This window comes from Pannonibacter sp. SL95 (assembly GCF_026672425.1).
Taxonomy (GTDB): domain Bacteria; phylum Pseudomonadota; class Alphaproteobacteria; order Rhizobiales; family Stappiaceae; genus Pannonibacter.
The window spans coordinates 715288-733638 of record NZ_JAPPRC010000004.1; the positions used below are offsets into that span (position 1 = coordinate 715288).

General features: G+C 62.0%; 19 protein-coding genes, 1 tRNA gene and 1 pseudogene. 14 read left to right on the forward strand and 7 right to left on the reverse strand.

Annotated elements, in window-relative coordinates; translation table 11 throughout:
• Positions 1-2: 2 nt before the first annotated feature.
• Entirely contained in the window at positions 3-2252 is a 2250-nt protein-coding gene (gene bcsA, locus OVA12_RS13885) for a UDP-forming cellulose synthase catalytic subunit (RefSeq protein ID WP_268138264.1), read from the reverse strand.
• 573 nt (positions 2253-2825) lie between these two features.
• Here bcsA and OVA12_RS13890 point away from each other — a divergent pair.
• Genes OVA12_RS13890 through OVA12_RS13905 form a run of 4 tightly spaced genes read left to right on the forward strand, consistent with a single transcriptional unit; the run spans position 2826 to position 6246 of the window.
• Positions 2826-3092 (forward strand): acyl carrier protein, encoded by a 267-nt coding sequence (locus OVA12_RS13890; RefSeq protein WP_442793874.1) that lies wholly within the window; start codon positions 2826-2828, stop codon positions 3090-3092.
• Complete coding sequence (locus OVA12_RS13895) at positions 3089-4432, forward strand: AMP-binding protein (protein ID WP_268138266.1); 1344 nt, start codon at positions 3089-3091, stop codon at positions 4430-4432. Before OVA12_RS13890 ends, OVA12_RS13895 begins: the two co-directional genes overlap by 4 nt.
• 1 nt (position 4433) lies before the next feature.
• Entirely contained in the window at positions 4434-5156 is a 723-nt protein-coding gene (locus tag OVA12_RS13900; protein WP_268138268.1) for an SDR family NAD(P)-dependent oxidoreductase, read from the forward strand.
• A 1-nt stretch (position 5157) separates the two neighbouring features.
• The gene (locus tag OVA12_RS13905; RefSeq protein WP_268138270.1) at positions 5158-6246 is read left to right on the forward strand and encodes a hypothetical protein; all 1089 of its coding nucleotides are present in this window, start codon (positions 5158-5160) and stop codon (positions 6244-6246) included.
• Positions 6247-6251: 5 nt separating this feature from the next.
• Here OVA12_RS13905 and OVA12_RS13910 read toward each other — a convergent pair whose 3' ends face one another.
• Positions 6252-7184 carry a polysaccharide deacetylase family protein gene (locus tag OVA12_RS13910; RefSeq protein ID WP_268138272.1) on the reverse strand — a complete coding sequence of 311 codons (933 nt, stop codon included), beginning with the start codon at positions 7182-7184 and terminating at the stop codon, positions 6252-6254.
• Positions 7185-7304: 120 nt separating this feature from the next.
• A complete protein-coding gene (locus tag OVA12_RS13915; protein WP_268138723.1) occupies positions 7305-7688 on the reverse strand; it encodes a MarR family winged helix-turn-helix transcriptional regulator in 384 nt (127 codons plus the stop codon).
• A gap of 145 nt (positions 7689-7833) precedes the next feature.
• On the opposite strand from OVA12_RS13915, the gene OVA12_RS13920 reads away from it, so the two are divergent.
• Together OVA12_RS13920 and OVA12_RS13925 are read left to right on the forward strand one after the other, a co-directional pair.
• Positions 7834-8277 carry a DoxX family protein gene (locus OVA12_RS13920; RefSeq protein ID WP_268138274.1) on the forward strand — a complete coding sequence of 148 codons (444 nt, stop codon included), beginning with the start codon at positions 7834-7836 and terminating at the stop codon, positions 8275-8277.
• Between the two features lie 316 nt (positions 8278-8593).
• Complete coding sequence (locus OVA12_RS13925; protein WP_268138276.1) at positions 8594-9262, forward strand: glutathione S-transferase family protein; 669 nt, start codon at positions 8594-8596, stop codon at positions 9260-9262.
• A gap of 246 nt (positions 9263-9508) precedes the next feature.
• On the opposite strand, the gene OVA12_RS13930 is transcribed toward OVA12_RS13925, so the two are convergent.
• The 3 genes and pseudogenes from OVA12_RS13930 to OVA12_RS13940 all read right to left on the reverse strand — a co-directional run.
• Positions 9509-9820 carry a type II toxin-antitoxin system RelE/ParE family toxin gene (locus tag OVA12_RS13930; protein ID WP_268138278.1) on the reverse strand — a complete coding sequence of 104 codons (312 nt, stop codon included), beginning with the start codon at positions 9818-9820 and terminating at the stop codon, positions 9509-9511.
• A gap of 5 nt (positions 9821-9825) precedes the next feature.
• On the reverse strand, positions 9826-10080 hold the full coding sequence (locus OVA12_RS13935) for a ribbon-helix-helix domain-containing protein (RefSeq protein WP_268138280.1): 255 nt from the start codon (positions 10078-10080) through the stop codon (positions 9826-9828).
• Positions 10081-10235: 155 nt separating this feature from the next.
• A pseudogene (locus tag OVA12_RS13940) lies at positions 10236-10519 on the reverse strand (IS3 family transposase); the annotation flags it as partial.
• Between the two features lie 459 nt (positions 10520-10978).
• Here OVA12_RS13940 and OVA12_RS13945 point away from each other — a divergent pair.
• The gene (locus tag OVA12_RS13945; protein ID WP_268138281.1) at positions 10979-12604 is read left to right on the forward strand and encodes a methyl-accepting chemotaxis protein; all 1626 of its coding nucleotides are present in this window, start codon (positions 10979-10981) and stop codon (positions 12602-12604) included.
• 288 nt (positions 12605-12892) lie between these two features.
• On the opposite strand, the gene OVA12_RS13950 is transcribed toward OVA12_RS13945, so the two are convergent.
• Positions 12893-12982, reverse strand: a tRNA-Ser gene (locus OVA12_RS13950).
• A 609-nt stretch (positions 12983-13591) separates the two neighbouring features.
• On the opposite strand from OVA12_RS13950, the gene rplU reads away from it, so the two are divergent.
• The 7 genes from rplU (at position 13592) to proB (ending at position 18334) form a co-directional block, all read left to right on the forward strand.
• A complete protein-coding gene (gene rplU / locus OVA12_RS13955; protein ID WP_268138282.1) occupies positions 13592-13963 on the forward strand; it encodes a 50S ribosomal protein L21 in 372 nt (123 codons plus the stop codon).
• A gap of 49 nt (positions 13964-14012) precedes the next feature.
• Positions 14013-14282, forward strand: coding sequence for a 50S ribosomal protein L27 (rpmA, locus tag OVA12_RS13960; protein ID WP_106752607.1), 270 nt, complete (start codon positions 14013-14015; stop codon positions 14280-14282).
• A 125-nt stretch (positions 14283-14407) separates the two neighbouring features.
• Complete coding sequence (locus OVA12_RS13965; RefSeq protein ID WP_268138284.1) at positions 14408-15013, forward strand: GNAT family N-acetyltransferase; 606 nt, start codon at positions 14408-14410, stop codon at positions 15011-15013.
• The gene (locus OVA12_RS13970; RefSeq protein WP_268138287.1) at positions 15010-15576 is read left to right on the forward strand and encodes a GNAT family N-acetyltransferase; all 567 of its coding nucleotides are present in this window, start codon (positions 15010-15012) and stop codon (positions 15574-15576) included. The genes OVA12_RS13965 and OVA12_RS13970 overlap by 4 nt, the downstream gene beginning before the upstream one ends.
• Positions 15573-16121, forward strand: a complete 549-nt coding sequence (locus OVA12_RS13975; protein ID WP_268138290.1) for a GNAT family N-acetyltransferase — start codon at positions 15573-15575, stop codon at positions 16119-16121. Before OVA12_RS13970 ends, OVA12_RS13975 begins: the two co-directional genes overlap by 4 nt.
• 30 nt (positions 16122-16151) lie before the next feature.
• The gene (obgE, locus tag OVA12_RS13980) at positions 16152-17198 is read left to right on the forward strand and encodes a GTPase ObgE (protein WP_268138292.1); all 1047 of its coding nucleotides are present in this window, start codon (positions 16152-16154) and stop codon (positions 17196-17198) included.
• Positions 17186-18334, forward strand: coding sequence for a glutamate 5-kinase (gene proB, locus OVA12_RS13985; protein ID WP_268138294.1), 1149 nt, complete (start codon positions 17186-17188; stop codon positions 18332-18334). Before obgE ends, proB begins: the two co-directional genes overlap by 13 nt.
• Positions 18335-18351: the final 17 nt, after the last annotated feature.

Here is an 18351-nt window from a genome sequence, read left to right on the forward strand (position 1 = left end):
GGTCAGCCCTCCGCCGTCTTGAAGGGGGTGACCGAGCCACCTGTGTCGGGTTTTCGCTGCTGCAGGGCAGAGGGCTCGGGCTCATCCGCGCGGGTCTGGCCAAGCGCAAGCCAGCCAAACTGCAGCCCGCGTACCATCTGGCGCAGGGACATGCGCAGGAACATCAAGGTGCCACGCAGCAGACCCTTGCCAGCACGGCGCAGGTTCCAGAAGTCGGATAGCGGCTTGCCCTGGCCGTACATCAGTTCGGCGATAATCGTGTAGTGCTGCGGCGCCGGCTTCAAATACTGCAGGCCGATGGCCAGGCTGTCGGGCTCGCTGATCGTCCGCCGGACGATGACCGGAATGCCGCCAGTGACACTTTGGCCGTCGAGCGTTTCAACGTGCAGCCGGCCAACCGGCAGGCCTTCGCCATCGGGCAGATCGATCCCCGGGGTCAGCAACTTGACCCTTGCACCAGTCGTGGAGGCATCCTGGATCTGTACCGGCAAGCTGCCGCCATGCAGGTCGAGCCGGCCGCTGCGGTTGACAGCGAGACGCTGGTTGCGCCGCCGCTCTGAGCGTTCCGAGACGACGCCGAGGGAGACTGCTGCGAGCGCCAGGTTCAGCGCATTCCAGATGCAGACGACCACCAGAAGATCGTTGTCGAGCGTCTGTGTCGAATAGCGCCAGCCGGCATATCCCATCGCCACGACCAGCACAGCGAAGCAGACGAAATAGGGCGTCGCGAGCGAGGACAGGAAATCCCGGTTCGTCGTCACACCTTTTTCCGTCACGTTAAAGCTCGGCTTCTTCGGATTGAGCAGCACCGACAGCATGGCCGGGGCCAGATAGAAGGACTGGATGTACTCGTAGAGTTCGGACACCCAGGGCCAGCGCACCCGTCCGTAGAGATAGTTCTGCAGGATCATGTTCGCGATCAGGTAGGTCACCGCATAGGCAACGAATTCCTGACTGTTGGCGATGAAGATCTTGAGATCGAAGAAGATGAACAGCAGAGGCGCTACAAGGAAGGTCAGGCGCGGGAACGGGAAGGCCCAGAACAGCGCCGACGACAGGTAGCAGATGCGCTGCGGCACGCTGAGCCCGCGCTTGAACAGCGGGTTCTTGAGCAGCAGGATCTGCATCATCCCGCGGCACCAGCGCGAACGCTGGCCAATGAAGGAGGCGAAGGTCTCCGGCTGCAGCCCTGCAATCATCGGCCGGTCGACATAACGGCTGTTCCAGCCGCGCGAATGCAGTTCCAGCGCTGTTTCGCAGTCCTCGGTGATCGAGACACCCGAGAAGCCGCCGGCTTCCACCAGGGCCGCCCGGCGCAGGACAGCGGCGGAGCCGCAGAAGAACGCGGCATTCCAGCGATCAAGCCCGCGCTGGATGACCGAGTAGAACATCTCGTTTTCGGAGGGCATGCGCAGCCAGGTGGACAGGTTCTTTTCCACCGGATCCGGGTTCAGGAAGAAATGCGGCGTCTGCACCAGGAAAAGGCGTGGGTCGTCGCGGAAATGGCCGACCGTCTCGCGCAGGAACTCTCGTACCGGCGCATGGTCAGCGTCAAACACAACAACCAGTTCGCCTGTCGAGTGGGCGAGGCCGTTGTTCAGGTTGCCGGCCTTGGCTGAGACATTGCGCTGGCGGGTCAGGTAGGTCGCGCCGAGGTCGGCGCACAGGGACATCAGTTCGGCGCGCCGCCGGCGGGCACCGGCGGCCTCCACGGCGTTTTCCTGCGTGCACTTCTGGTCCGTACCGCCATCGTCGAGCAGATAGACCTTCAGCTTGTCCGCCGGATAGTCGAGGGCGCGGGCAGCGGCAAGCGTCGCCGACAGCAGATGGACATCTTCGTTGTAGGTCGGGATGAACACATCCACCGTCGGAAGTTCTGCGTCAGTCAGCCGACGTGCAGGTTTGCGCTCGAGCGGGCTGGCAACCACAAACAGGCTGATGAACAGCATTCCGATGCAGAACAGTTCGGCGGCAAACAGGATCATGCCCGGAATGAAGTCGGCCATGTCGCTTGTCGACGGCAGGGTGCTCGTCGCGCGCCAGTAGAGATAGCGCAGCACCAGCAGGGTGCCGATCGACATCATCATCAGTCGCTGGTTTGGGCCGGGCCAAAGGCGCCAGACCACCAGAAGCGCACCAATCAGCACTACCCCCAGCACGAGCTGGGACTGTGTGCCAAGTGGCAGCGCAACAAGAAACCCGACGAGGCAGATCGAGATGAACCAGGGCAGGAAGCGACTGAAGGAACTCATGATGCGGCACTTTCGCAAAGCACCCGGATAGCTCCGAGCGTTAACGCAGACTTGCCGGAAAATGTAAAAATCGACCCAATAAACGAGGTTACCAAAAAATTAAAACTTGAGTTTTTGCAGGAAAAATTGACCTAGGCAAAAAAATTCGCCTGTAATTTTCTGATGGAATTGCAATTATTCGAAATTTTACGCAAGAATAAATTGGTTTCTTATTCGTTAAACTGATCGGCACGCGGCGACGCAAAAAGGTTAATGTTACCGTATGGGCAGTTTTTGAGAGCATTGCAAATATTGCTTAGACGCCGAAACCCGCGCGACCTTCGTCACTCGGGCATTCCGATCTGTCCTCGGTCGGACGCACCTTGGGTCATGTCTTCGCAGTGCAACTATAGCCGCGGCGACGAGGGTCTTATGGTGCAAGGGAAGTGGCGAAAAAAGCGGCGATTGGTACGCGGTCACGCCCATGCATGGACAAGACTGGCGGACGTGACGAAGCCACGCGCCGTGGATTAGTATCTGACAGGTGATTTGCCCTGCCGCTCCGCGAGCAGGCAGGGGAAGGAAGGAACAGGTATGACCAAGCCGGGTGAAATCGAGACCGTGATCCGCAGTCTCTTTCGGGAGATCTATCTCGGCCAGCATCCGGGCGGTGTCATGCCTGACCTCGAACCGGGCAGTATCCTCCTGGAGACGGGTCTCGACTCGCTCGGCTTTGCCATTCTCGTCACGCGGCTCGAGGATGAACTTGGGTACGATCCCTTCAGCCTGGCGGCGGAAGCCTATTACCCGCAGACCTTCGGGGAGCTGGTTGCTTTTTACGTCGCGCACTGCCCGCAATGACCATCCCGCCGCGCCTTGAGGATTATCTCGGTCGTATTTCGCCGGACCGACCAGCTTTGGCGACGGCGACATGTACCCTTACCTTTGGCGACATTCTTGCCCGCGCCCAATCGCTGCGACAGGCGGGGCTTCCGGAACGGCTGGCGCTTAACTCGGATGATCTCTGTGAGACCGTGCCGGTGCTGGTTGCCGCCGATGGTGTTGCCGACCGGCTGCTGCTGGCATCGCCCGGTCTCGAACCCATTGCCCTGGCAGACCTTTGTGCTCAGGCGGGCTGTCCGGTGATGCCGTCCGTTGACGTCCCTTCGGTTGCCCTGTTGCCTGACGTCGCTGCACCCACCGCAGGTTCCGGGCGTGCTTCCGACGCAGGGGCGCGCGAGACAACCTGGGTCCTGACCACGTCAGGTACCACCGGCGCGCCCAAGCTCGTGCCTCACCTACTGGCAGGTCTCATCCGGTCGGTTCGTCTCGACCGGATCGCTGAAGAGGATACGGTCTGGGGCCTGCTTTACGATTACACCCGTTTCGCCGGACTGCAGGTGGTGTTGCAGAGCCTCCTGTCGGGCGCGTGTCTTGCTGTCCCCGAGCGCACCGCCGGACTTGGTGACCGGATCCGGTTTCTGGCGGCGGCCGGTGTTACCCATCTGAGTGCGACGCCGACCTTGTGGCGCAAGATCCTCATGACGGCGGAACACCGGCTCCTGCAGCTCAGACAGGTGACACTCGGCGGGGAGATTGCCGATGCGGCCATCCTTGCCGCGCTCGCCCGCGCCTTTCCCGGTGCCCGTGTGAGCCACATCTTCGCCTCGACAGAGGCTGGCGTCGGCTTTTCGGTGACCGACGGGCGGGCCGGGTTCCCGGTGAGTTATCTGGACACCCCGCCGTCAGGCATAGGGCTCGCCGTGCGCGATGGCCGGCTGTTCATCCGCAATATGCTGGCGGCCAGCACCTATCTGGACGGCGCGCCCCTGTCCGATGCGGGATGGGTGGATACCGGTGACATGGTGGAGATCGAAGGCGGGCGCGTTCAGTTTCGCGGGCGAGCGTCCGGCGTCATCAATGTTGGCGGTGACAAGGTCGCCCCGGCTGTGGTGGAAGCGGCCGTGCTGGCGCATCCGTCCGTGCGCCTTGCCCGCATCCACGCCCGGCCCAATCCGATCACCGGCGCGCTTGTGGCTGCCGATATCGTTCTCGATCCGGCAACAACAGACCTGCCTGCACTGAAGGCGGATCTGACCCGGTTTCTGGCTGCGCGGCTGCCGCGCCACATGGTTCCTGCGCTGATCCGGTTCGTCGAGGATCTCGACGTCAATCCGGCCGGCAAGATCCGGAGATCCTGACATGCGCACGATTCTCGTCACCGGTGCCTCGCGTGGTCTTGGCCTTGCCATCGCCGCCCGGTTGCTGCAGGAGACGGACACCCGGATTGCCGCAGTGGCCCGCAGCGAAACGGACGATTTCCGTGCCCTTGCGAACGCTCATCCGGACCGGCTTGTTCTGTTCCGGCAGGATCTTGCCGAACTGGATGCGCTGCATGGTTTGGTGCGCGAGATCACCGGAGCCATGGGCCCGCTCTATGGCCTCGTCAACAACGCCGCCATCGGCCTCGACGGGCTTCTCGCCACCCAGCACGCCAGCGATATTTCGCGGGTGCTGCGGCTCAATCTGGAATCACCCATTCTCCTGACCAAATATGCCTGCCGCTCGATGCTGACCGTGGGAACGGGGCGGATCGTCAACGTCGGATCGATCATCGCCTCCACCGGCTTTTCCGGGCTGTCGGTTTACGGTGCCACCAAGGCGGGGCTTGAGGGGTTCACCCGCTCCCTGGCCCGGGAGCTTGGCCGCGCGAAGATCACCGTCAACTGCCTCGCGCCGGGCTACATGGAAACCGACATGACCGCAGGCCTGACGGAGGACAAGCTCGCCTCCGTACGCCGGCGTGCGCCGCTTGGCCTGCCGAAGCCGGAGGATGTCGCGGGGGCGGTCGCCTATCTGATGTCGCCCGAGGCGGCCATGGTGACTGGCACTGTGATGACCGTCGATGGCGGGAGCACCGCCTGACATGACCGGCGCTGCCCCTCCGGCACAGATCGGGATCCGGCTTGCGACGGCAGCCGATCAGCCGGCGCTGATCGAGTTCCTGCGCGACCACTGGTCGCCGCATCACATCTTTGTTGCCGCACCCGAGGTGTTCGACTGGCAGTATGGCGCCTCTGCCACCCGGCTGAACATGATCTTCGCCAGCAACGGCAACACCGTCTTTGGCGTGCTCGGCTTCATCCCGATGGGCCGGTTCGATCCAGCCCTCGGCGATACGGATATCCTGCTCGCCGTCTGGAAAACGCGCAAGGATGCGCCGCCCGGCCTCGGGTTGCTGCTGCTCAAGACGCTGTCGGCCAAGCTTAACCCGCGCCTGATCGGAGCCATCGGCATTACGGATGAGGTGAAGCCGATTTACCGGGCGCTGGGCTATCAGCTTGGCGATCTGCACCAGTCAGCAATCTTCAATCCCGCCAGACAGACCCAGCGCATTGCCGCCGGTGTGCCCGACGCTGCCTTATCCGATGAGCACGCGTCTGGAACGGGCTGGAGCCTGTCGCAGCTGGACGCAGAAGCCGTGTCGGCGCTGGGGCCTGTTCTCGACCGTCTCGCCCGCGCGAGCCTTCCTGCCAAATCTGCGGCTTATGTTGCCGCCCGTTACCTGCGGCACCCTTGGTATGAGCACCGGTTTGGACTGATCAGCCGGGACGGGATTCCAGGGTCACTCTGCATCTGGCGGCAAGTCGAGGCGGAGGGCGCCTCCATCCTGCGCATCGTCGACATTGTCGGCGGCACGGACTGGCTCGCTGCGGGTCGGGCCTTGTTTCAGCCTCTGCTGATGGACTGCGGCGCCGACTATATCGACCTGATGCAGATTGGAACGCCCGCCGAGGTGCTCGCTGAGGGGGGCTGGCTTTCGCCGGCCGAAGTGCCGGGGCTCGTGCTGCCGAACTACTTCGCGCCCTTTGAGCGGCGAACAGTCACGATCGCCTGCGCCTGGAAGCTGCGTGCTCATTCCGGCCCCCCGATGCGCCTCTACCGGGCGGACTCAGATCAGGACCGGCCGAACGCCCTGCCTTTGCCGCGGCGTGCCGATCTCGCAGGGCTCTGACGGGATTATTGCGGCAGGTCGTTCGTATCAAGCCGGGGCAGCAGCAGCGGGTCGTGGCGCGTGAGGTCGGCAAGTGCTGGCTCGACCGTAAAACCGAGGCTGCAGCCGCGCCCGCGCAGCACTTCGAGCAGCCCCTCGTTCCAGCCACCGTAGGGATACGCAATCAGCCAGTGGTCCTCGACCGGCGCACCGATCCGCTTCAGGAAGGCAAGGCTTGCATCGATTTCCTGCTCCTGCCGGTCGCGCGGAACCTGGTTCAGCCAGCAATGGCTTGCGCCATGCGCGCCGATGGCCATGCCGCAGTCCAGCATCAACCGCGCCTGCGCCTCGCTCATGTAGAGCTCAGCGGCAAAGGCTGCCTCGTCCGCGCTGACAAACCGGGCAAACAGCTCGCCCGCGATCCGGTTGCGCAAGGGCTCCGGCAAGGCCGTCTGAAGCATCCGCTTGATGTAGATCGTCTGCGCATCGTCAAAGCGGTTCGCGTGGGCCCACGTCGCCCGGTAGGCACCGAGCGTCTCCACATCGAACTCCGCGCGGGCCTCCTCCACCGCGGCCTCAAGCAGCTGAACCAGCTCACCCACCCGGTTGAGCGTGGCAGCCAGCACGAAATGCACCCGGTTCACGTCAAGCAGCCGGCCATGACAGACCGGGTCGACCGGCGCGAAGAACACGCCCTGCAGCCGCCTTGCATGAAGCTCGGGAAACACCAGCGCATAGTGCTCGGCATAGGCGTCGTCGAAGGTGAGCAGGGCCGCGTTCTCGGGCAACGCTGCCGCGCCGCGACGGGCCGCCAGCACATCCGCAACGCTGACGACAGTATAGTTCGCCTGCAGGTAATCCAGCTGACGGCGGAACCCGGCCAGATCCAGCCCGCGGATGCCGGGATAGCGCGTCCGCGAGAAGTCCCGGACATAGTGATACATCACCACCGTCAGCATGCTCTGGCCCCGATTGCAACCGCTTCGAACAGCCAGATACCGCCACGGCTGTCGGCGTGATGCTTGTGTATTGCGGTGGTCAGGTCAAGTCCGGCTGCAGCGGGCATGAGATCGGATCAGTCAGATCTTTGATAGCAATCGGGCCAATTGAATGGCCTCTTCCGGCGTGAGTTTCGCGCCGATCCGCGTGACGAGCACCTTGCCGTAGACGGGCCACATCGACGCACGGGTTTCGCGGCCGCTGTCCGAAATCGACACGATCTGGCCCCGCCCGTCGTCCTCGCAGTCCTGACGGTCCACAAGCCCGGCTGTGACCATGCGGTCGAGCAGTCGCGAGGTTCCATATTGTGGCAGCAAAAGGCGGTTCTTCAGTTCGAACGGCCGCATCCCTTCGTTGCCGGCTTTTTCAAGCTCCAGCAGAACGTCATACCAAGCCAATGGCGGCAACCCTGCGGCCTTCAGCGCTGCTTCAACGTCCTCGAGCAGCCCTCGGCTGGTGCGCATCAGCAAGGCCCAGGCGGCCTGTGTCGGTCGGTCAGGTTCTGTCATTCGGATTCTGTACCATTTGAATGCACCTGCATCAACCTTGACAAGGAAGGCTTCCTGTGGCCTATGTCGATGCAGTTGCATCTATATTGAAGGGTACACCATGACACAGACTGCATTGAACGAAATCGCCGCCTTCCTGCTCCGCGTCGCGCTTGGGATCATGTTCCTTGCGCACAGCCTGCTGCTGAAACTGTTCGTCTTCACCTTGCCTGGAACAGCACAGTTCTTCGTCACGATCGGCCTTCCCGGATGGCTGGCTTATGTGATCTTCACCGTAGAAGCGATCGCGGGCCTCTTTCTCATCCTGGGTGTCCAGACACGTTGGGTCGCCCTTGCGATGGTGCCGGTTCTTGCCGGAGCGACATGGGCCCATTGGGGCAACGGCTGGATGTTCGGCTATCCGGATGGCGGCTGGGAGTACCCTGCCTATTTGACCGTGCTGGCGATCGTTCAAGGTCTGGTGGGGGACGGCCGTTTCGCTGTTTGGCCGTCGCTGGCGCTTGGCGAGGGCTCTGCGGATCTGGGTCACGAGGTGCGGTCATGACGCGCACACTTCGCAGGCACGGCGGCGTTCCTGTCAGGGGCGATGCGAAAATCTTCCCGTTCTTCGGTTCTGAAGTGCAGGCCTGGCACGCCGCTTCCCGAACGCACGCGTCCCCCAATGGTTGCCTCGTCGTCGCAGGCGCTTTCGGGTGCCAGACCGGAGAGGGTGACTTTGCCGGGTATGCGAGCCGCCCTGGTCCGGCTCAAGCCGGTGCGGCGGACGGAGGACGTCCGGATTGCTCGCCAGCGGCGAAACGGTCCGCGTTGTCCGCGCTGGCAGACATCGGCGGTCAGGTTCAGGCAGGAGGAGAGGCGCCGTGACCCTTCATCTCATCAGCCATGCCCTGTGTCCCTATGTCCAGCGCGTGGCGATATCGCTGTTGGAGAAGGGGGTTGCCTTCCAGCGGACCTCGATTGACCTCGGCAACAAACCCGATTGGTTTCTGGCCCTGTCTCCCCTCGGCAAGACGCCAGTTCTTCTCGTGGACGGGGTCCCGATCTTCGAATCGTCGGTGATCCTCGAGTATCTCGAAGAGACGCAGCCCAATCCGTTGCACCCCGAGTTGCCTCTCGAGCGTGCGGGCCATCGAGCCTGGATGGAGGTTGGGTCGGCAGTTCTGAACGATATTGCCGGCTTGTACTCCGCGCCGGATGCAGGTGCTTTCGCCGGAAAGGTTGCGGCCTTGCGTGCGAAGTTCGTCAGGATTGACCGCGAACTGGGCGCGGGACCCTATTTCGCCGGCGAAAGGTTCTGCCTCGTGGACACGGTGTTTGGCCCCGTCTTCCGCTACTTCGACGTTCTCGACCAGATCGCCGACTTTGGCATCCTGACCGGGCTCGATCATCTGCAGCGGTGGAGAGCTGAGCTGGCACAGCGGCACTCTGTCAGGATGGCCGTTACCGACGACTACCCCGAACTTCTGACAAACTTCCTGATGGCGCGTGGATCCCATCTGTCGGCGGTCATGGCCAACAGGCGGGAATGACTGGTCACGGCTCGGAGTTGATCGGACTGCCGTCTGCCCGATCCGCCAATCTACCCGAGAGTGCATGTTCGCGGCGCTTTATTGCGCCCGAACTGTCCCATCAACACAGGCACCCTGCATGGCAGGCTACGGCTCCAATTGTTTTGGAGGAAATGGCGGAAAGCAAAGGCCTGCGGTCGAAACTTCCCCAGCATCAGAAGCTATGGACGATCAATGTCGGCGCAGCCGTCGGGGGCGTAGACCGTTTCAGGCTCGAAAATCTTCCGTGAACCTGTCAATCTGATGCATGCGCTCATGCAGGATCGCGACGATACCGATATCGCCGTCAGACAGTCGACGCCAATAGACGAAGTGGTGCTCGTACCTGAAGAAGTACCCTTCGACGCCGAACTCTGCCGGAATTGGCTTTGAGGCGACGCCATAGGCTTCGATCCGCTCGAACGCTTCGAACATGCCGGTGATGTAGCAATCAGCCTGCGCCTCGCCCCATCGATCGCGCGTATAGCGGTAGATGTCATCCAGGCGGAGTGAGGCCGCCTCCTGAACCCGGATCGCCAATTTGGTCAGTCTCTGTTCCGGGCGATGATTTCGGCGGCCGTCAGCGGCCTGTAGCTGGTCTCGGGCGCGGCAAAGGCGAGCGTCAACTCGGCCTTCAGCCGGTCGAAAGTTGCCTGCTCGGCCCGCTCCTTGTCTCGCCGGATCAGGTCGCGCACGTATTCACTGATGTTCTCGTAGGAGCCGTTCTCGCCGACATTTGCCGCGACGAAATCGCTAAGCGCACCGCTCAGACGGACGGTCATGGTCGTCGTGCGGGACATGGAGGGTTCCTTATGCTTAGTGTGTATTCAATATAATCAAAAAACACTACACATCAAGTCTGGTGGCGGAGGCCCAATTTGGACACCCCGCCGCCTTTGTGGCAGAGGTGGCTGCGAGAATCTGAACATCCGGGAAAGTGGATTTTCCGCGCAACGGCGGCATGCTGCTGCAAGCAGGAGAGATAGTGTCCCACCTCGCGGTTCACTCGCTCCAGGGCCCTCATCCGCTCGGCCATCTCGCTCGGCACGCCGGGGCGCTTGCCAGCGTCGACCTCCGCCGTCTTGACTCACTCGTTCAGCGTTTGTGCCGTGCAGCCGATCGTGGATGCGATTGAGGTGATCGCCGCCCAGCGGGACGGATGCCCACGCCCGGGATCCAGCACCAGCCGGATCGCCCGCTGGCGCACTTCGGGGGAAACTTGTTCGTGGTCTTGCTCAGGGTGGCTCATCTTCCCCAGGAGTTGAGCCCTCCGGCAAACCCAGTGCGGTTCATGTTGGCTGCCTGAAAAATATCGGGAGCAGAACGGTAGGTCTTGAACTTCGTAGGCTGGGTCTCCGACGCAGACACATCTGCTATTCTTCCTTTGGTTGTAGATCGTTGAATCCCTTTCCACGAGAGCCTTCCATTGCCTTTTCTATCGGCTGATATGTAATTCGTTGATAATTTCCGTTAACTTTTGCTGAAATCATATTGATACAAATAACAATTTGAAATTTTTCAGCAAAAAAAGATCGTTATTATTTTACCTGCAACCTCAGGTCAGGCTTTTCTATACGGTGTTAAAATTTCATTAATTTGTTTGATCCAATTTTATTTATGACATTTACGTGAGTCGGGGAGGAAATCGTGGGTAGATTGCAGATACGAGGAAAGATTCTGGCATCGTTTGCAGCCGTCATGATCAGTATTGCAATCGGCGGGAGTATCATTGACTGGGCCCGCTCAACGCTGTCCAATAATGCTGGCTGGACCGTGCATACATACAATGTCATGCAGGAAGCAGACCGGATGCTCCTGTCACTCGTCAATCAGGAAACTGGTCTTCGCGGTTATCTCGTTACAGCGAACAAAGCCAATCTTGAGCCGCTGGTGAATGGCGAAGCCGATTTCAAAGACGCGCTCGCCAATGCCAAACGCCTGACGAGCGACAATTCGGCCCAGCAGCGGCGGTTGGATGAGCTGAAGACCGCAGTCACCAACTGGCAGAGCAATATCTCCCGCAAGGCAATTGAACTTGCTGCAAGCCCCGAGACGCTGGAGGCCGCGCGCGATATCGAGCGCCGAGGCGATGGCAAGCAGAGTTTCGACGGCATCCGCTCCATTCTGGGTGAGTTCCGTGCGGCTGAAGCTTCATTGCTTGATGAACGTTCGAAGGCGATGGCGGTTGCCTTCTCCGCGATCTCCTATTCCGTCTACGGTTTGATCGCTGCTGGCCTTCTCATTGGCGCTGTTGCCGCCATTGTGCTGAACCGCCTGCTGGCGCTGCCGATCCGGGACACGATTGCTGTGATGGGCAAGATGCAGGGCGGGGACTATGCCGTCGAGATTGGCCACCAGTCCCGGGAGGACGAAATTGGGGCCATGAGTGCTGCACTTGTCGCCTTCAGGGATGCTCTTGCCTCCGCAGAGCAGGACCGCAAGGCGCGCGAGGCCGCCAAAGCCAAAGATGATGAGGTCATCCGTCAACGTGCGGAGGCAGCGGAGGCCTTTGTTGCCCGCATGGAAGAACTCGCCGCTGGTTTCGTGAAGTCGTCGGAGGAAGTTGCAACGGCGGCTCGCAGTCTTTCGGCAACAGCCGAGGAAACCTCGCGTCAAGCACAGGCCGTCTCAGGTGCGGCAGAGGAGGCTTCCACAAACGTGCAGACCGTTGCTGCTGGCGCTGAAGAACTGACCGCTTCCATCCGTGAGATTTCCAGCCAGGTAGCCCGCTCCTCCAAGGTCGCGCACGATGGTGCGATTGAGGCGGAAGATTCCAGCCGTTCGGTGCAGCAGTTGTCTTTTGCTGCAAATCAGATCGGTGCAATCGTTGATCTGATCAACAATGTGGCCTCTCAAACCAACCTTCTTGCCCTGAATGCCACCATTGAGGCAGCACGTGCGGGTGAAGCCGGCCGCGGCTTTGCGGTCGTTGCGGCTGAAGTGAAAGAACTGGCCAATCAGACGGCCAGGGCCACGGAGGAAATCGCCCATAAGATTGGCGAAATCCAGACGGCGACGGCCGGAACGGTCGATTCCATTGCCCGCGTAGTCAGCACCATTGCTTCCATTCAGGAAACTTCGCAGATTATCGCGGCTGCAGTCGAAGAACAGGGCGCCGCAACAAGCGAGATTGCCGGCAACACCCAGCGCGCCGCCGCCGGCGCTGCCGATGTGACAAGCACGATTGCTGGAGTAAGTTCGGCCGCCGAAATGACAGGCGCTGCCTCGATACAGCTGATGTCACTCTCTGGAGGCCTGAATAGCCAGTCGGCCCGGTTGCAGAATGAAGTGGCGGATTTCGTGCGCTCTATTCGCGCTGCTTGACCTTGTACCTTTGGGTAGGCATGCAAAGTGGCGCAGTGATCAGCTTTTTTGGCTGCGCTATGGTTGACGTTGCCGCCAAATTTTATCCGGTTCTGAGTTCGCTCCGGGGGCTGTGAATGCCCGTTGGGGCGGTGTGAGCGGCGGGTGACGGCGTGGATGTAGTCGGGTTGCGCAGCGCCGTCTCTCGACGCAAGAAGGCGTGTGCGAACTCGGCGGGTGCCTGCCAGCCGCGCCGCGAATGCGGACGGTATTCGTTGCAATCGGCACGCCTGCTTTCTAAGGGGGGAATGGCGGAGAGGGTGGGATTCGAACCCACGGTACGGTTGCCCGCACAACGGTTTTCGAGACCGTCCCATTCAACCACTCTGGCACCTCTCCGCGGCACTCAAGATGAATGGGTCTCAAGTGGCGCGGAACATAGACAAGGGTTTTCGGGCCTGCAAGAGGCAATTTCGGAATTTTGCGGGATAAGGTTTCGGGGCTGCCCGAACGGTGGATAACCAGCGTACATCAGAGGCTTGCCTGCCTCATCCGTCCTCAGGTGCACCGTCCTGGAGGGGTTTTGGGGCTCTCGCCTGACCGGCAAAGATGCTGCGGGTCTTGACGTGCGTGTTCGCTCGCGGCGGCCGTGCCCGGTCCTGGGGGCGCTGTTATGATAGCTGCGCAACTTGTCTGGCGGTTGTCCGGCAATCACGGAGCACCGCCTGCCCTGGCGACAAAAACCTTTGGCGGCGAAGGCGAAAGCGCGTTGACTTCGGCGGCTTCCCGGGGGTATACACCAACCGCTCGATGGACTGGGACACGTGCGCCCGCGCCATCGGCTGTTCGAAGCTCTAGCCTTTGAGGCTTCTGCCGCTGGATCGGCAGCGCCTGAAAGTCCCCGAAAATCCGGATGCCCTCCCATCGCTTTCTGGCGTTGTCGGGTTTCTGATTGCCGGAAACGAGCCTTGGATACGACAACAGAACGAAAAAAAGGACGTGCGAGACATGTTCGCAGTGATCAAGACTGGCGGTAAGCAGTACACCGTCGCCCAGGACGACCTCCTGAAGGTCGAGAAGCTCGATGCCGAAGCCGGCGCTACCGTGACCTTTGAAGAGGTCCTGATGCTCGGCAATGGCGAAGAAACCACCGTTGGCGCGCCCTTCGTGGCTGGCGCCACCGTGACTGCGGAAGTGGTCGATCAGGCCCGCAACCGCAAGATCATCATTTTCAAGAAGCGCCGCCGCCAGAACTCGCGTCGTCGCAACGGTCATCGTCAGGCCTACACCCTCATCAAGGTGACGGGCATCGTGACCGGCGACGCAAAGCCGGCGAAGAAGGCGAAGAAGGCAAAGACCGAAGAAGCTGCTGGCGAATAATCGCCGCCACTTCGGTTTCAACTGAACAGCAAAGACGAGGAGTTTCGTCATGGCACACAAAAAAGCAGGCGGTTCGTCCCGTAACGGTCGTGATTCCGCTGGTCGCCGTCTCGGCATCAAGAAGTTCGGCGGCGAAGCCGTGATTCCGGGCAACATCATTGCGCGTCAGCGCGGCACCACCTGGCATCCGGGCACCGGCGTTGGCATGGGCAAGGACCACACCATCTTCGCAACCGTCGAAGGCAAGGTCGTGTTCCAGCCGAAATCCAACGGCCGAACCACTATCAACGTGCTGCCGGTAGCGGTAGCAGCGGAGTAACGCCGAGTGCATCATCGATCGCCGGCGTCCTAATCGACCCGGCGGTTCGTGTGAACCGGTCAAAGTTAAAGGGGAGATGGGACGCCATCTCCCCTTTTTTCATTTCACTTTGACCGGAGGAAGCCATGGTTCTCGAAAGCGAAGGATATCTCGACGAAAGTTGTCTCAGTGCGGCCGTGATGCCGCAGGAAGGTGTCCGTGTGCGGCTCGACATGCCGCGAACGGACGATCTGGCAGACATCGTGTTTCTCGCCAACAACCGCAAAATTGCTTCACATCTGGCGACTATGCCGCATCCGTTCTCGCTGGAAGACGCGCGGCGGATGGTTCAGCGCAGCGCCATTCTCAATTCCACCCACGCCAGCTTCGCGATCCGCATGGCGGCCACCGGCCGTCTGATCGGCCAGGCCACCTGGTCTGCCATCGAGCCGGGCGGTCCGGTGCAGGTCGGCTACTGGCTGGGCGAACCCTTCTGGGGCCAGGGCTTTGCCACGGAAGCCCTGCAGATGCTCGTTGACCATGCGTTTGCCCAGGGCGACATGCGTGAACTGCTGGCAGATTGCCGCGTCACCAACCCAGCCTCGCGGCGGGTGCTGGTAAAGTGCGGCTTCCAGTACCGGGACCAGAGCATGGCCCGCTCACTGGGTGCCGGTGGTTCGGTTCCGATCGAGCGGTTTGCGCTCGAGCGGTCGGTCTGGCGCGCGCTCAAGCACTGGGGGAGGGTGGCATGACGCTTCCCGTTCTGCGTTCGCGCCGTCTTGTCCTGCGGCCGCTGGAGGCCGGTGATGCCGAGGCGATTGCCCGCCTCGGCGGTCAGGATTTCGAGATTGCCCGCTGGATGACCAGCTTTGCCTGGCCCTATGAGGAAGGGGCCGCGGAACAGCTGATCGCCCGGCAGGAGAAGATCAATCCGCTGAAAGACCCGGCGGTCTTCGCCATCACGCTGGGCGGCGTGTTCATCGGTCTGATCGCGATCGATCCGCCCGGAGATCTCACGGAAGCTGCGGAGTGTCCGACGCTGGGCTACTGGCTTGGCCGGCCATTTCAGGGCTTCGGCTACACGACCGAAGCCGCGCAGCGGGTGTTGGGATGGGCGTTTGAGACCCACCGCTGCGCCGCCGTGGCAGCCCGCGTCTATGAGGACAACGCCGCCTCGCGCGCGGTTCTTCGCCGGCTTGGTTTCCTGCCGACAGCGGTGACCGAGCGCTTTGCCCGGCCGCTGAACCGCAAGGTCCGCAACATCGTCGTGCGCCTCGACCGGGCGTCCTTCGAGGACCGGAGGCTGCCGGCATGACGATCCGTATCGACAGCCGGCGGCTCGCCTTGCGGCCGCTGGCCGCCACCGATATCGACCGGGTGGCGGAGTATCTCGGTGACTATGAAGTCTCCAAGATGCTTTCTCGCGTGCCTTACCCTTATGACCGGGCGGACGGGATCGAAAAACTGCGCAGTGCCGAGGCAAATGCGGCACTCTGGCCCGACATTGAAGAAATCGGCTTTGCCATTGACCATGACGGTGGTCTTGTGGGCGCGATTTCCTTCCGGGCATTGCATGAAACACCTGTCATCGGCTATTGGCTTGGCCGCCCATACTGGGGCCAGGGGTTGATGAGCGAGGCGGTGGCGGCCGCGCTCGGCTGGCTGTTCACCGCTTGCGATGCTGCGGCGGTGGAGGCCTCGGTCATGCAGGAGAATCCGGCATCAGCTGCGCTGCTGCGCAAGCTGGGCTTTGACATCACCGGTGCGGACGAATGCAGCAGCCTGTCGCGCTGCGCCGCCGTGCCGGCTGTTCGCATGCGCCTTGAGCGCGCGGACTTTCTAGGATCAAGTAACGCCTGACGCGGGATGCGCCAGGGGAACGGACACACGATGAAATTTCTCGACCAGGCCAAGATCTATGTGCGCTCCGGCAACGGCGGTGCCGGCGCCGTTTCCTTCCGGCGCGAGAAGTTCATCGAGTTCGGCGGCCCCGATGGCGGTGACGGCGGACGCGGCGGCGACGTCTGGGTGGAATGCGTCGACGGCCTCAACACGCTGATCGACTACCGCTATCAGCAGCATTTCAAGGCGGGCACCGGCATTCACGGCATGGGCCGCAACCGCACCGGGGCCAAGGGCCGCGACGTAGTGCTGCGCGTTCCCGTTGGCACCGAGATCCTGGAAGAAGATAACGAGACGCTCATCGCCGATCTCACCGAGGTCGGCCAGCGGCTGCTGCTGATGCGCGGTGGCAATGGCGGTTTCGGCAATGCCCAGTTCAAGTCCTCCACCAACCAGGCGCCCCGCCACGCCAACCCCGGGCTTGAGGGCGAGGAAAAGTGGATTTGGCTGCGCCTGAAGCTGATCGCTGATGCCGGTCTGGTCGGTCTGCCGAATGCCGGCAAGTCGACGTTCCTTGCTTCCGTGTCCTCCGCCAAGCCGAAGATCGCCGACTATCCTTTCACGACGCTGCATCCCAATCTGGGTGTGGTGGAGCTGGACGGCCGTGGCTTCGTGCTGGCCGACATTCCGGGTCTCATCGAAGGCGCGCATGAAGGTGTTGGTCTCGGCGACCGGTTCCTCGGCCATGTCGAGCGCACGCGTGTGCTGCTGCATCTGGTTGACGGTTCGGGTGTGGAAGACCCGGGCGAAGCCTACCGGATCGTGCGCGGCGAACTGGAAGCCTATGGCAATGGGCTTGACGAGAAGCCCGAGATTGTCGCCCTGTCCAAGGCAGACGCGCTCTCGCCGGAGCTGCGTGAGGAACGGCTGGCCTCGCTGGAGGCTGCTTGCGGTCATCGGCCGCTGATCCTGTCCTCCGCCAGCCGCGAGAACGTGGATACGGCGCTCCGGATGATCATCCGCGCCATCGACAAGGACAAGGAAGAGGCCGCCAACGAGGTTCCGGCGCGGCCTGAGGAGGGATGGCGTCCGTGAACGAGTTGCGTCAGCTTGCCGATCACAAGCGCATTGTCGTGAAGATCGGGTCCGCGCTTCTGGTCGAAAAAGGCGAGTTGCGCCGGTCCTGGCTGGAGGCCATCGTCGAGGATATTGCGGCGCTGGTTGAAAAGGGTTGCGAGGTTCTGGTCGTCTCGTCCGGCTCGATTGCGCTCGGTCGCGGCGTTCTCGGCTTGCCGAAAGGCGCGCTGAAGCTTGAGGAAAGCCAGGCGGCGGCCGCTGTCGGCCAGATCGCGCTGGCGCAGGCCTATTCGGAATGCCTCGGGCGCAAAGGGCTGAAGGCGGGCCAGATCCTGCTGACGCTTGGCGATACGGAAGAGCGCCGCCGCTATCTCAACGCCCGCGCCACCATCGGTACGCTGCTGCGCATGGGCGCAGTTCCGATCATCAACGAGAATGACACCGTTGCCACCTCGGAAATCCGCTATGGCGACAACGACCGTCTTGCCGCGCGCGTTGCCACGATGATGAGCGCGGATTGTCTCGTGCTTTTGTCGGATATTGACGGCCTCTATACAGCCCCGCCCGCGACCAATCCGGACGCCGTGTTCCTGCCGGAAGTTCCGCGCATCACGCCCGAAATCGAGGCGATGGCCGGCAGCGCCGGATCGGAACTCTCGCGCGGTGGCATGAAGACCAAGATCGACGCCGCCAAGATCGCAACAGCTGCCGGCACGGTGATGGCCATTGCGTCGGGTAAGGTGATGAACCCGCTGAAGGCCATCGACAACGGCACTCGCTGCACGTGGTTCCTGGCGGCCTCAACCCCGGCAACGGCCCGCAAGGCCTGGATCAACGGCCATCTGGAGCCGCGCGGCGAGATCCGTCTTGATGCCGGTGCTGTCTCCGCGTTGAAGTCCGGCAAGAGCCTGCTGCCGGCCGGTGTGGTCGCGGTGGCGGGCAATTTCTCTCGCGGCGACGCGGTCAAGGTCCTGTCGCCGGAAGGCAGGGTGCTGGGCCGTGGGCTGATTGCCTATGACGCGGCAGAGGCGCGCATGATCGCCGGCCGCAACAGCCGCGAGATTGAGGCAATTGTCGGGTATCCCGGGCGGGCGGAGATGATCCACCGCGATGACCTGGCACTGGATGACGCTCCGTTCGAGCGGGCAGGATAAGCAGGGATCGCGGCGCA

Excerpts from the sequence above, each read along its gene's own strand:
- bcsA (WP_268138264.1), bottom strand. The coding sequence starts at position 2,252 with ATGAGTTCCTTCAGTCGCTTCCTGCCCTGGTTCATCTCGATCTGCCTC.
- OVA12_RS13890 (WP_442793874.1), top strand. The coding sequence starts at position 2,826 with ATGACCAAGCCGGGTGAAATCGAGACCGTGATCCGCAGTCTCTTTCGG.
- OVA12_RS13895 (WP_268138266.1), top strand. The coding sequence starts at position 3,089 with ATGACCATCCCGCCGCGCCTTGAGGATTATCTCGGTCGTATTTCGCCG.
- OVA12_RS13900 (WP_268138268.1), top strand. The coding sequence starts at position 4,434 with ATGCGCACGATTCTCGTCACCGGTGCCTCGCGTGGTCTTGGCCTTGCC.
- OVA12_RS13905 (WP_268138270.1), top strand. The coding sequence starts at position 5,158 with ATGACCGGCGCTGCCCCTCCGGCACAGATCGGGATCCGGCTTGCGACG.
- OVA12_RS13910 (WP_268138272.1), bottom strand. The coding sequence starts at position 7,184 with ATGCTGACGGTGGTGATGTATCACTATGTCCGGGACTTCTCGCGGACG.
- OVA12_RS13915 (WP_268138723.1), bottom strand. The coding sequence starts at position 7,688 with ATGCGCACCAGCCGAGGGCTGCTCGAGGACGTTGAAGCAGCGCTGAAG.
- OVA12_RS13920 (WP_268138274.1), top strand. The coding sequence starts at position 7,834 with ATGACACAGACTGCATTGAACGAAATCGCCGCCTTCCTGCTCCGCGTC.
- OVA12_RS13935 (WP_268138280.1), bottom strand. The coding sequence starts at position 10,080 with ATGTCCCGCACGACGACCATGACCGTCCGTCTGAGCGGTGCGCTTAGC.
- OVA12_RS13945 (WP_268138281.1), top strand. The coding sequence starts at position 10,979 with ATGATCAGTATTGCAATCGGCGGGAGTATCATTGACTGGGCCCGCTCA.
- rplU (WP_268138282.1), top strand. The coding sequence starts at position 13,592 with ATGTTCGCAGTGATCAAGACTGGCGGTAAGCAGTACACCGTCGCCCAG.
- rpmA (WP_106752607.1), top strand. The coding sequence starts at position 14,013 with ATGGCACACAAAAAAGCAGGCGGTTCGTCCCGTAACGGTCGTGATTCC.
- OVA12_RS13965 (WP_268138284.1), top strand. The coding sequence starts at position 14,408 with ATGGTTCTCGAAAGCGAAGGATATCTCGACGAAAGTTGTCTCAGTGCG.
- OVA12_RS13970 (WP_268138287.1), top strand. The coding sequence starts at position 15,010 with ATGACGCTTCCCGTTCTGCGTTCGCGCCGTCTTGTCCTGCGGCCGCTG.
- OVA12_RS13975 (WP_268138290.1), top strand. The coding sequence starts at position 15,573 with ATGACGATCCGTATCGACAGCCGGCGGCTCGCCTTGCGGCCGCTGGCC.
- obgE (WP_268138292.1), top strand. The coding sequence starts at position 16,152 with ATGAAATTTCTCGACCAGGCCAAGATCTATGTGCGCTCCGGCAACGGC.
- proB (WP_268138294.1), top strand. The coding sequence starts at position 17,186 with ATGGCGTCCGTGAACGAGTTGCGTCAGCTTGCCGATCACAAGCGCATT.